Annotated in this window: 12 protein-coding genes; 10 read left to right on the top strand and 2 right to left on the bottom strand. The window is 30.9% G+C overall.

From position 1 onward, the window contains the following. Positions 1-2 precede the first annotated feature (2 nt). The 3 genes from AJ881_RS00330 to cydB are packed head-to-tail and all read left to right on the top strand — an operon-like array spanning position 3 to position 2,923. Complete coding sequence (locus AJ881_RS00330; RefSeq protein WP_002860921.1) at positions 3-236, top strand: DUF4492 domain-containing protein; 234 nt, start codon at positions 3-5, stop codon at positions 234-236. Then, positions 237-1,799, top strand: a complete 1,563-nt coding sequence (locus AJ881_RS00325) for a cytochrome ubiquinol oxidase subunit I (RefSeq protein WP_044779851.1) — start codon at positions 237-239, stop codon at positions 1,797-1,799. It abuts the gene before it with no gap. Next, entirely contained in the window at positions 1,799-2,923 is a 1,125-nt protein-coding gene (cydB, locus tag AJ881_RS00320; protein ID WP_044779850.1) for a cytochrome d ubiquinol oxidase subunit II, read from the top strand. Before AJ881_RS00325 ends, cydB begins: the two co-directional genes overlap by 1 nt. 193 nt (positions 2,924-3,116) lie before the next feature. Here the strand turns inward: cydB and AJ881_RS00310 are convergent, their stop codons facing one another. Together AJ881_RS00310 and ung are read right to left on the bottom strand one after the other, a co-directional pair. Continuing rightward, positions 3,117-3,812 (bottom strand): aspartate/glutamate racemase family protein, encoded by a 696-nt coding sequence (locus AJ881_RS00310; RefSeq protein WP_044779849.1) that lies wholly within the window; start codon positions 3,810-3,812, stop codon positions 3,117-3,119. A gap of 119 nt (positions 3,813-3,931) precedes the next feature. Beyond that, positions 3,932-4,627 (bottom strand): uracil-DNA glycosylase, encoded by a 696-nt coding sequence (gene ung / locus AJ881_RS00305; RefSeq protein WP_002881270.1) that lies wholly within the window; start codon positions 4,625-4,627, stop codon positions 3,932-3,934. Positions 4,628-4,900: 273 nt separating this feature from the next. On the opposite strand from ung, the gene aspA reads away from it, so the two are divergent. The 7 genes from aspA to AJ881_RS00270 all read left to right on the top strand — a co-directional run bounded on the left by aspA (position 4,901) and on the right by AJ881_RS00270 (position 12,784). Next, a complete protein-coding gene (gene aspA / locus AJ881_RS00300) occupies positions 4,901-6,307 on the top strand; it encodes an aspartate ammonia-lyase (protein WP_002854440.1) in 1,407 nt (468 codons plus the stop codon). A 16-nt stretch (positions 6,308-6,323) separates the two neighbouring features. After that, entirely contained in the window at positions 6,324-7,661 is a 1,338-nt protein-coding gene (locus AJ881_RS00295; RefSeq protein ID WP_044779367.1) for an anaerobic C4-dicarboxylate transporter, read from the top strand. Between the two features lie 105 nt (positions 7,662-7,766). After that, complete coding sequence (locus tag AJ881_RS00290; protein ID WP_070252763.1) at positions 7,767-9,128, top strand: COG3014 family protein; 1,362 nt, start codon at positions 7,767-7,769, stop codon at positions 9,126-9,128. Positions 9,129-9,137: 9 nt separating this feature from the next. Then, positions 9,138-9,506 carry a YcfL family protein gene (locus tag AJ881_RS00285; RefSeq protein ID WP_002857767.1) on the top strand — a complete coding sequence of 123 codons (369 nt, stop codon included), beginning with the start codon at positions 9,138-9,140 and terminating at the stop codon, positions 9,504-9,506. A gap of 23 nt (positions 9,507-9,529) precedes the next feature. Beyond that, complete coding sequence (lpoB, locus tag AJ881_RS00280) at positions 9,530-10,153, top strand: penicillin-binding protein activator LpoB (RefSeq protein ID WP_002851945.1); 624 nt, start codon at positions 9,530-9,532, stop codon at positions 10,151-10,153. 81 nt (positions 10,154-10,234) lie between these two features. Continuing rightward, the gene (locus AJ881_RS00275; RefSeq protein ID WP_002871095.1) at positions 10,235-11,572 is read left to right on the top strand and encodes a DUF6844 domain-containing protein; all 1,338 of its coding nucleotides are present in this window, start codon (positions 10,235-10,237) and stop codon (positions 11,570-11,572) included. A 9-nt stretch (positions 11,573-11,581) separates the two neighbouring features. After that, complete coding sequence (locus AJ881_RS00270; protein ID WP_070282805.1) at positions 11,582-12,784, top strand: CsgG/HfaB family protein; 1,203 nt, start codon at positions 11,582-11,584, stop codon at positions 12,782-12,784. The last annotated feature ends 102 nt before the right edge of the window (positions 12,785-12,886 follow it).

Below are 12,886 nucleotides of genomic sequence, written 5' to 3'. Positions count from 1 at the left end.
ACATGCATCTTAAACACTTATATTTTAGTATTTCTCAAATTTTTAATTTTTACAAAGAAGGTTTTAAAAATTTAACTCTTGGAAAGACCCTTTGGAAAATTATCTTTATCAAACTTTTTGTTATGTTTGTGATTTTAAAACTTTTTGTTTTTGATGTAAATTTTAATTCTATTTTTAAAAGCGACAAAGAAAAAAGCACTTTTGTACTCAAAAATCTTACACTCGAAGGAAAATAAATGAACGAACTTAATAGCGTTGATTGGTCAAGAGCGCAGTTTGCTTTAACTGCACTTTATCATTTTTTGTTTGTGCCTTTAACCTTAGGCTTATCTTTTATCATTGCTATCATGGAGACTATCTATGTAAAAACTAAAAATGAAAGATGGAAAAAAATCACCAAATTTTGGCTTTCATTATTTGCTATAAATTTTGCTATCGGTGTAGCTACAGGTATTATAATGGAATTTGAATTTGGAACAAACTGGGCAAATTATAGCTGGTTTGTGGGAGATATTTTTGGTGCACCTTTGGCGATTGAAGGTATTATGGCATTTTTTTTAGAGGCTACTTTTTTTGCAGTTATGTTTTTTGGCTGGGATAAAGTAAGTAAGGGTTTTCATTTACTTTCAACTTGGTGTGTGGCTATAGGAAGTAATCTTTCTGCTTTTTGGATTTTAGTGGCAAATGGTTGGATGCAATATCCTGTAGGAATGAGCTTTAACCCTGATACAGCAAGAAATGAAATGCAAAGCTTTTTTGAAGTAGCACTTTCTCCTGTGGCTATTTCAAAATTTTTACATACCATAGGCAGCGGTTATGTGATTTCAGCTTTATTTGTAATAGGAATTTCAGCTTGGTTTATGTTAAAGGGACGTTATATTATCGAGGCTAAAAAAAGCTTAGTTGTAGGAGCTAGTTTTGGTTTGGTTTGTTCAATCTTTTTGTTTTTCAGCGGAGATGAAAGTGCTTATCGTGTAACTCAAACTCAACCTATGAAACTTGCAGCTATGGAAGGGGTTTATCAAGGTGAACATCGTGCAGGGCTTGTGCCTTTTGGAATTTTAAACCCTAAAAAAACCATAGACAATAACGAAAGTGTGTTTTTATTTGACATTACTATACCTTACGCTCTTTCTATATTAGGAAACCGTGATCCAAATTCTTTTGTTCCAGGAATTGAAGATTTAATCTATGGAAATGAAAGCAAAGGTATAGAACCTATGCAAAATCGTATCGATAGAGGAAAAATCGCTATACAAGCTCTAAAAGACTATAAACTTGCTAAAGAAAACAATGATACAATAGCTATGGCAAATCACAAATCTATTTTAGAAACTCATTTTAAAGATTTTGGTTATGGATATTTAGAAAAACCAAGTGATACTATTCCGCCTGTGGCTTTAACTTTTTATAGCTTTCATATTATGGTTGCTTTAGGAAGTTTTTTCTTTTTACTTTTCATCGTTACACTTTATCTTACTATGGCAAATGATATTGAGAAATTTAGAAAAGTACTTTGGGTGTGTTTGTTATCCATTCCATTGGGTTATATCGCCGCTGAAGCAGGCTGGATTGTTGCTGAAGTAGGCAGACAACCTTGGGCAATTCAAGACTTACTTCCCGTACATATCGCAGCAACACAACTTGGAAAAGTCAATGTTCAAATTTCATTTTGGATTTTTGCAGTACTTTTTACAGCCTTATTGATTGCAGAAGTTAAAATAATACTTACTCAGATTAAAAAAGGTTTTGACGCACATGCAGGACATACTCCACTTATGGGCAAAGGAGAAAAATAATGTTTTTTGGTTTAGAACTTGAAGGTTTGCAAATTTATTGGTGGTTGATTTTAAGTTTGCTCGGTGGACTTTTAGTTTTTATGTTTTTTGTCCAAGGTGGACAGACTTTAATCGATGAGCTTAGCAAGGATGAGCTTGAAAAAACCATGCTAGTCAATTCTTTAGGGCGTAAATGGGAGCTTGGTTTTACAACTCTCGTACTTTTTGGCGGAGCAGCTTTTGCAGCTTTTCCACTTTTTTATAGTACCAGTTTTGGCGGAGCTTATTGGGCTTGGCTTTGTATTTTATTTTGTTTTATTTTACAAGCTGTGGCTTATGAGTATCGTAAAAAAGAAAATAATGTTTATGGCTCTAAAACCTATGAAATTTTTCTTAAAATCAATGGATATTTAGGGGTATTTTTAATCGGAGTTGCAGTAAGTAGCTTTTTTAGCGGTTCTGAATTTATCTTAAATGAGCATAATTTTGTTTCTTGGCAAAACCCTTTGCACGGCTTAGAACTTTTACTCAATCCTTTTAATTATCTCTTAGGCTTAGCTTTGGTATTTTTAGCAAGGCTTTTAGGCGCAGCGTATTTTATGAACAATATCAATGATGAGAATATCAAAATAAGAGCTATGAAAAAACTTATGATCAATAGCATTCTATTTTTACCTTTTTTCTTAGGTTTTTTAGCGTGGATTTTCTTAAAAGATGGTTTTAGTGTAGATGCAAATGGAACTGTAAGCATGAATGCGAATTTATATTTATATAATTTCTTAAATCAAATGATTTTTGCTGTTTTGCTTGTTATTGGTGTGATTTTAGTGCTTTTAGGTATGGTTCAAGGAGCAAAAGGTTGTTCTAAGGCTATTTTTACTCTAGGACTTGGAACGGTTTTAATAGTTTTTGCTTTATTATCAAGTATTGGTTTAGGTCAAAGTGCTTTTTACCCATCTTTAAGTGATTTACAAAGTTCTTTAACTTTAAAAAATGCAAGTTCAAGCTATTATACTCTAAGCGTCATGGCTTATGTGTCTTTGCTTGTACCTTTTGTTTTAGCTTATATTATCTATGTTTGGAATGCAATGGATAAGGTAAAAATCACACGCGAAGAAATCGCAAACGATGATCACGCATATTAAGGAGAAAAAATGTTACATGCTTTGTTTTTATTGACTTGGCCTTTAGTAATTTATCTAAGCTATAAATTTATAATGCTAAATATCAATCAATTAGAAAAAGATAGCAAACTATAAAGCAAGATAAGATTTAAACCGATATAAGTATAAATCTTTTCAAAATATTGCAATTTGCCCATTTTTGGGCATCTTTTAATCATAAATCTTTTAAAGCTTCATTAGCAGCATCAAGGGCGTGAATAAGGCTTGTGTCAAAAATTTTGATATTTGTATCATTTTTGGATATTAATAAACCAATTTCAGTGCAAGCTAAAAGCACTCCCTTTGCACCTTTTTCTTGTAGTTTTTTTATAATATTTAAATATTTTTCTTTAGATTCTTGCTTGATTTTACCCTTGCAAAGCTCATTAAAAATAATATCATTAACGATTTTTATATCTTCATCGCTAGGAATAATAACGCTAATATTTTCTTCAATAAGCATTTTTTTATAAAAATCCTGAGTCATTGTGTATTTAGTACCCAATAAACCAATTTTTTGTATGTTTTCTTGTTTTAAAGCCTTAGCAGAGCTTTTTGCAATATGCAAAATAGGGATATTTATGTTTTGTTGAATTTCATCAAAAACCTTATGCATAGTATTAGTTGCAATTATTATAAAACTAGCCCCTGCAAGTTCTAATTTTTTAGCACACTGAGTTAAAATTTGCGCAGCTTCTTGCCATTTATCTTGGCTTTGTAAATTTTCTATTTCTTCAAAATTAACACTGTAAAGTAAAATTTTTGCAGAATTTAAAGATTTTAATTTATCATTTATAGCTTGATTTATTGTTTTATAATAAGTAATAGTACTTTCAAAACTCATTCCGCCTATAATACCAATGGTTTTCATTTTTCTCCTTAAAAATTAATTTTTGAGTTGTTTTATTATAATATATTTCATAGAAATACGATTTATTTTTAAATAAATAAATATATTTTAATATTTTTATTAAAATTTAAAATAATTTTTTAAACTATTTTCCAATCTACAGGAATTTTACCAACTTTTTTTAAAAATTTATTAGCCTTTGAAAAATGCTTACAACCTAAAAATCCTGTTCTAGCTAAAGGGCTTGGGTGAGCTGCTTTTAAAATCAAATGCTTAGTATTATCAATCAAAATCTCCTTGCTTTTTGCGTAATTTCCCCAAAGCATAAAAACAAGCCCTGATTTTTCATTGCTTAATTTATGTATTATAGCATCACTAAATTCTTGCCAACCCCACGAACTATGACTAGCTGCTTTATTTGCTTCAACGCTAAGAATAGAGTTTAAGAGCAAAACTCCTTGTTTTGCCCAAGAGCTTAAATCTCCGCTTTTTGCTGGAGTGATGTTTAAATCATTTTGCAATTCTTTAAAAATATTATTAAGACTTGGTGGGATTTTTACATTTTTTGGAACCGAAAAACTAAGCCCCATTGCTTGGTTTGGTTGATGATAGGGATCTTGTCCTAGGATAATAATTTTAATTTCTTTTAAGGGACATAAATTAAAAGCATTAAAGATTAAATTTGCAGGCGGATAAATAATTATATTTTGATCAATCGCATTTAGGTATTGTTTTTTGATTTCTAGAAAATATTTTTTTTGAAATTCGTCTCTTAAAAATTCTTTCCAGTCATCATTTATTTTAATCTTATCTATGTTTATTGTAATTTCTTCCATGTTATCCCTAATTATTTAAATTATTAAAAATTTTATTCTAGCAAAAAAAAGCTTGCAAAAATATATTAATTTTTTTTGAAGTAAATAAAATTTTTTATATTAATAAAAATTAAATATAAAGACATAAGTAGGATATAAAAATACTTAATTTATTATATTTTGAAAGTATTTTAATTATTAACCAATTATTAACTAAAAATGCAATATCATTATTTTATGATTTAAATCAAAAATTTTTGATTTAAATTAAAATACTTTTATGAAAGGTTCAAAATGGGAACAAGAAAAGAACATGATTTTATTGGGGAATTGGAAATCTCTGATGAGGTTTATTATGGAGTGCAAACTTTTAGAGCTGTTGAAAATTTTGATATTTCTCATGATAGATTAAAAGATTTTCCTCGCTTTGTTAGAGCTTTGGCTAGAGTAAAAAAAGCTGCAGCTATGGCAAATCATGAATTAGGTCTTTTGGATAAAAATATCCAAGATGCGATTATTAAAGCGTGTGATAAAATTTTAGAAGGCGGGTATTATGATCAATTTGTAGTAGATATGATCCAAGGAGGTGCTGGAACAAGTACAAATATGAATGCTAATGAAGTTATAGCAAACATAGGACTTGAACTTATGGGTCATAAAAAAGGTGAATACCAATATCTTCATCCAAATGATCATGTTAATTTAAGCCAAAGTACTAACGATGCTTATCCTACAGCTTTACACCTTGCTTTGCATGATTATTTAAGTGATTTGGCAAAAGCTATGGAACATCTAAAAAAAGCTTATGAGAGAAAAGCTGAAGAATTTAAAGATGTTCTTAAAATGGGTAGAACCCAACTGCAAGATGCTGTACCTATGACTTTAGGTCGTGAATTTAAAACTTTTGCCGTAATGATAGGTGAAGATATACAAAGAGTATTAGAAGCTAGAAAATTGATTTTAGAGATCAATTTGGGCGGAACTGCTATTGGAACGGGAATTAATTCTCACCCTGATTATCCGAAGGTTGTAGAAAGAAAAATAAGAGAAGTGACAGGTTTTGAATATACTGTGGCTGAGGATTTGATCGAGGCGACTCAAGATACGGGAGCTTATGTACAAATTTCAGGTGTTTTAAAACGTGTTGCAACAAAACTTTCTAAAGTATGTAATGACTTAAGACTTTTAAGTAGTGGTCCAAAATGTGGTCTTAATGAGATTAATCTTCCAAAAATGCAACCAGGTAGTTCTATCATGCCAGGTAAGGTAAATCCTGTTATTCCTGAAGTAGTTAATCAAGTTTGTTATTTTGTTATTGGAGCAGATGTAACTGTAACTTTTGCTTGCGAGGGTGGACAATTACAACTTAATGTTTTTGAACCAGTTGCAGCATATAGCTTATTTAATTCTATTGTAATGCTAGAAAAAGCAATGTATACTTTAGCTGATAAATGTATAGATGGTATTACTGCAAATGAAAAAATTTGTTCAGACTTTGTCTATAATTCAGTAGGTATAGTAACAGCTTTAAATCCTTATATTGGTTATGAAAATTCAGCTTCTATAGCTAAAGAGGCAATGAACACTGGAAAAAGAGTGGCTGATATTGCGCTTGAAAGAGGGCTTTTAAGTAAAGAACAAATTGATGAAATTTTAACACCATCAAATATGCTAAATCCTCACATGGAAGCTAAAAAATAGCATTTTAGGATTTAATATGGATATAATGATAATTTTGCAAGTAATCGTCCTTCTTGGGGCAATTTTTATCGGTATTCGCCTAGGCGGTATTGCTATAGGTTATGCTGGAGGATTGGGTGTAGTTATACTAGGACTTGTTTTAGGTATGAAACCTGGTAATATTCCTTGGGATGTTATTTTAATTATTGCTGCAGCTATTGCAGCAATTTCTGCTATGCAACAAGCAGGTGGACTTGATTATATGGTAAGGGTGACAGAAAAAATTTTAAGATCAAGCCCTAAATTTATAAATTATTTAGCTCCAGCTTGTGGATGGTTGCTTACAATCTTAGCAGGAACAGGAAATGCAGTATTTTCTTTAATGCCTGTTGTAGTTGATGTTGCAAAATCTCAAAACATAAAACCTAGTGTTCCACTTTCATTAATGGTTGTTTCTTCGCAAATTGGAATCACTGCTTCTCCTGTAAGTGCAGCTGTGGTTTATATGAGCGGCGTTTTAGAGCCACTTGGATGGAATTATCCAACTTTAATTGGAATTTGGATCGGTACAACTTTTATAGCTTGTATGCTTACAGCTTTTATAGTGAGTTTAATCACTCCTATGGATTTAAGCAAAGATAGCGTTTATCAAGAACGCTTAAAAGCAGGACTTGTTAAAGATGCAGGAGCTATTTTACATGGTGAAGATAAACCAGGTGCTAAACTTTCAGTAGGAATTTTCTTGATCACTGTTTTGGCAGTTGTACTTTATGCAACTGCAATTTCAAGTAATATTAAATGGATTGATCCTGTTGTGGTTCCAAGAGATGCAGCTATTATGAGCTTTTTACTTACTGCAGCAACTTTGATCACTTGGCTTTGTAAAGTTGAACCAGGTAAAATTCTTGACACTAGTGTATTTAAAAGTGGTATGACTGCTTGTGTTTGTGTTTTTGGTGTAGCATGGCTTGGAAATACTTTTGTTGCAGGACACGAAGCTTCTATTAAAGAAGTAGCAGGCGACTGGGTTAAACAAACCCCTGCTATGTTAGCAGTTGCATTTTTCTTTGCAAGTATGCTTTTATATTCTCAAGCAGCAACCGCAAAGGCTATTGTACCTGTAATTATCACCGCTTTAGGAATTTCAGCAACAAATCCGCATGATTCTTATATGCTTGTAGCTTGTTTTGCAGCAGTTTCAGCACTTTTTGTGCTTCCAACTTATCCAACCTTACTTGGCGCTGTGCAAATGGATGATACAGGAACGACTAGAATTGGTAAATTTATATTTAATCACTCTTTCTTTATACCAGGAGTTTTAGCTATTGCAATTGCTGTAGCATTAGGCTTTGTATTAGCTCCTATGCTTATTTAAATCAAACCCTAGGTTTTTCTCCTAGGGTGAAAATTTTTTCATTAGTTTTTAAGTATATACTACGCTATAATATTCATTTTTAATTTTCTTTAAGAAAGGAATTTAATGAAGATAAAAGTTGGGTTGATTTTTTCAGGTATTGTTTGCCTTTTTTTAACAGCTTGTGTTAATCAGGTTAAACAAAATACAACATTTGAAAATGCTTTAACACAAAAATATTGTGGTGATGATTTTTTCAATCAAAATTTAGAAAAAATTAAAAAAAATGATGATGTCATTTATACAGGATTAAATGCAGGTTTGATTGCTAGAAATTGTGGTGATTTTAACAAAAGTAATGTATTTTTTGATGCTGCGGAAGAATCTTATAAATATGATGTGGATTTAGAAAATGTAGGCTCTAAAGCAGCTAAATTTGTTGGTACAACCTTGCTTAATGATACTATAGTTGATTATGATGGTTCTTTATATGAAAGAATTATGGTTAATATATATAAAGCTCTAAACTATATGGAAGAAGATGATTATGAAAATGCAAGAGTTGAGTTTAATCGTGCTTTAATGCGTCAAGATAAGGCAAAAGAATATTTTGCTAAAGAAATTGAAAAAAATCGTGCTGATTTAGATAAGGCAAAAGAAGATAAAAATTATGATAAAAATATGAATGAAAATTCAAAAGTTATAGAAGAGCAATATGGCAACTTATTTAAAGAATTTGATACAACAAAAAATTTCATAAATCCTTATGCGACTTATCTTGCTTCAATATTTTTCTTTATGGATAAAGATTATAGAAAAGCTGCAGATTTATTTAGAGAAGTAGCTATTATTTATCCAAAAAACAAAACTATCAAAAAAGAGGCTAAAATTTTTAAAGAATATGCCACAAAAATAAAAGTCAAAAAAGCTAAAAAATATGTTTTTGTAGTTTATGAAAATGGATTTGGTGTAGTTAAGGATGAATTTGCTTTAACCTTACCTTTTATAGTGGATAAAAAAATTATTAGCACAAATATTGCTTTACAAACCTTGAAAAAAAGGGAAGCTTCTTTTGCAAATTTAAATATAAATGGTCAAAATACAAATGATTTTGTAAATTTAGACAATATTGTCGCTACTGAATTTAAAATAAATATGCCTGCAATGATTGCTAAAGCCTTAGCTCAAACTATAATTAAAACCACTTTAAATGTAACTGTTGCAAATAATGACTCTACAGGTGGATGGCTAAGTCTTGCAACAGCAGTAGCAACTGCTGCAACCAACAAAGCTGATGTGCGTTCTTGGAGAGGTTTACCAAAAAGTATTGCCATAGCAACAATAGAAAACGACGGAAATTTAGAAATCAAAGATCCACAAGGCAATATTTTGTTTCAAAAATCATTGGATAAAAATAAAAATGCTCTTGTTGTAGTGCGTTCTTTTGCTCCGTATTTACCTGCAAGTGTTGCTATCATGGAAAAATAAGGCTAAAAGATGAAAAAAATTATTTTATTTATTTTAATGTTTTTACTTAGTGCTTGTGCACCAAGTTATCAAATAAATTCAAATCAAAATACTGTAATTTTAGGTTCAAATTTACCAAAAAGTTTAGTAAAACAATTTCAAAAGCGTATAAATAGCAATGGTTATTTAGAATTTGAAGTGATTTTACGCAGTACTTTTGCTAAAGATGTAATTTATAAAGTAGATTGGTTAGATAAAGATGGTTTTGTGCTAAGAGATGTTTTAAATGAGGATTATCAAGCCCTTAGAATTCCAGCAGGACAAGAGGTAATTCTTCGTAAACTTGCATCTGATATAAGAGCGAAGGATTTTAGATTAGAAATTAAAGCAAAAAATTAATCTCATTTTAGGAAGGATAAATCATGAAAAAAACAAAAATTTTAGGAACAGCTCTTATTGGAGCTTTGCTTTTTAGTGGTTGTGCGCAAACAGCTTATACAGATGGAAAGGCAAGTCAGGTAAAAAAAGGCGATGCTTTAACCTTGGGTCTTGATAGACAAGATTTTGAAAGTGCAGCTGAAACTATGATAAATAGTATGTTAAGCGATCCTGCTTTTGCAAATATTAAACCAGGTACAAGAAAGGTTATTGCTATTGGTAGGGTTGTGAATGATACCCCGCAAAGAATCGATACTGAAAAACTCACCGCAAAAATTACTTCTGCATTAAGAAAATCAGGTAAATTTGTTCTAACTTCGGCAGTTGCTGCAGGCGGAGCGCTTGATAGCATGAGTGAAGATGTAAGAGAATTAAGAGATAATGATGAGTTTAATCAAAAAACCATAGCAAAAAAAGGGACATTGGTATCGCCTGATTTTTCTCTTGCGGGTAAAATTAGACAAGATAATGTAAAACTTAGCAATGGTAAAACTCAAGTAGAATACTTTTTCTTACTAAGACTTACTGATTTAACATCAGGTTTAGTTTATTGGGAAGATGAGCAAACTATTGATAAAACTGGTTCTAGTAAATCAGTTACTTGGTAAAATAAAAATTAATTTATGAATAAAATTTTTAGCTCAAGTGTTTAGCTTGAGCTTTTTTTATGATTTTTAAAAGGATATGAAATGAAAAAAATATTATTTATTGGCTCTTTAGTTATGGCAAGTTTACTTTATGCACAAGGTTCCCAGCCTGTAGAAATTACACAACAAGATATAAATACTCAAAATGAAATGTCTGATGCAAGTACTAAGGATATTACCCCAAAATCAATTGAAGATTTTTTTGAAGAATTTGCCGATAATTTCGGTATAGAATATGGTATAACCAAAGATGGAAAAACTTTTTATACGGGAAAAAGTACTGTTGCTGTAAATGATACTGATCCACAATTTGCACAAGCTTTACAAAATGCTTATCAAAAAGCAATGTTAAATTTGCAAAGCGAATTTATAAGAGATGCTTTTGGAAGAATTGCTACAAGCAGGATTCAAAATTATGAAGCAGACAATTCTACTAATGCTAAGGAATTTGATGAATTGCCAAAAGGTGATAAGGTTGATCAAATTTTAAATAAACTTACACAATTAGCTGGTGCTCAGCTTGATAAGGCATTAAAAGATTTAGGTATAGATGCAAATTCTTTAAGCGAAGACAGAAAAAAGACTTTATTAAAGCAAGAATTTCTTAACAAAACTATGACAAATGCCATAGGTTCTATGAGTGGACTTGTTCCTGTGCAAACTATAGTTACACAAAGAAGAGGTGAGTATGATGTAGGTGTTATTGCTGTTATTTCCAATAAAACTCGCCAATTAGCAAAAGATATGGCACTAGCAAGACAGAGTGCTATTAAGGGTAAAGGCAAGGCAATAAGTGAGTATCTGCCAAAAGATACAAAAGGCTTTTTAAATGAATATGGAATTCGCTTAGTTTATGATGAAAATGGTGCGCCTATTATTTTAAGTTATGGAAACTGGGGTTATGTAGCAGATCCTAGTAATGCTAAAAAAACAAATATTTTAGAAGATAGAGCCAAAGAAACAGCACTTGCTATGGCTGATGCTGCTATTATAGAGTTTATTAATACAAATTTAAGTCTTAAAGATGAAAGAACAACTGGTGATACTTACGAGGAAATCATCAAACAAAGTATTAATGTTAATGATAGTTCCACTCAAGAACAAACTCAAAACATAACAAATATTATTGATAAAGTAAATAGTAAAATAAAAGCAAGCGCAAGCGGTAAAATTCGTGGTATTCGTACTCTTAAAAAATGGAGCTATACAAGTGAAAATGGTATTGAACATGTAGGAGCTGTGAGATTTTATTCTTATGAAAATTTAGCCAACACAAATGAGGCTTTAAATTCAAAGTCAAATGCAACAAAAAATGAAGCTAAAAAATCTTCTAGCATACAAAGAAGTTCTAATGTTGTAAATAGCATGGATGATTTTTAAAGGTAAAAGATGAAAATAACTAAAATTCTTTTTTTAGGCTTATTTTTAAGCCTAAGTCTTAATGCTAAAGTTATAACCACAACTTCAACAAAATCAAGCACAGGCGAAGGCACAGGTTTAACTAGGGAAGATGCGATAAACAATGCCATTATAGAAGCTATAGGAAAAATGAGCGGAGTAAGCATCAATTCTCTTAAGAAATCTAACACTAGCGTTTCAACTGATAATTCAGGTTCAAACATACAAGATAATTACAGCGAGCAAATTTCAAAAGCCACCAAAGGTAGAGCCGATACTTATGAAATCAATAGTGTTGAACAAGATGCAAATGGTAAATATACAGCCAATGTAACGATTTTTAAAACCACAACAACAAAAAAGTATCAAGTTCCAGGTTTAAGTGCAGATAATAGAAGAAGTATTACTGTTTTTGATTCTACTCCAGATGCTGCAAAAAGAGGCATAGGCTCAGCTTTGCAACAAAAAATCATTTCTGATTTATTGCAAAGTCGTAAATTTAATGTTTTAGACCGTGATTCTAGTGGCTATTATGAAATGGAAAAAGCTTTAATCAAAAGTGGCGACGCAGCTAGCGATGAAGTTTATAAACTTAAAAATGTGTTAGCAACAGATTATATTTTATTGTTTTCTATTTCAGGACTTGAAGGTAAACAAAAAACAAGCAATTTAACAGGAAAAAGCAAAACTGAAATTGAAGTTATCGTAGATTATCGTGTGTTTTTATTTGCTACAAGACAAATTAAATTTTCTAATACTTTAAGTATGAAAGTCAATCTTAAAGACAATAGTCTTAGTGCCAATGAAACCGCACTCAAACAAATTGCAAATCGTATTGCAGGAGATATTTTAAATGCAATTTATCCTTTGAAAGTTGCAAGCGTTGAAAACAATGAAGTAGTATTTTCTCAAAGCTTAAATCAAGGTGATATTTATGAATGTTTTGCTCTTGGGAAGGTTATAAAAGATGCTTATACAAAAGAAAATACAGGAAGAGTAGAAAGCAAAACAGGAAGTATTGAAATCACTCGCACAAGCCCTAAACTTTCTTATGCAAAAATCACAGAAGGTAGTGTAAAAGTAGGCGATATTTGTAGACCTTTAATTGGTAGCAATAGTGGAAATGGTTATACTATAGGTCGTGATGCAAATTATGAAACCCAAGAAGGTGGCGGTGTAAATCTAGGCTTTTAAATTTTTAGAGTTTGATTTTTCTCAAACTCTAAATCCTTTCTTAAATTCATCAAAAATTAAAGAAAAATTGTGTAAAATTGAAATTTTATTAAACCACTAAAG

The sequence above is a fragment of the Campylobacter sp. BCW_6460 genome (genome assembly GCF_001762705.1).
In the GTDB taxonomy this organism is placed as follows: Bacteria; Campylobacterota; Campylobacteria; order Campylobacterales; family Campylobacteraceae; genus Campylobacter_D; species Campylobacter_D jejuni.
The sequence above is the reverse complement of the archived record's forward strand: the minus strand, read 5'-3'. Positions and strand labels throughout refer to the sequence as shown.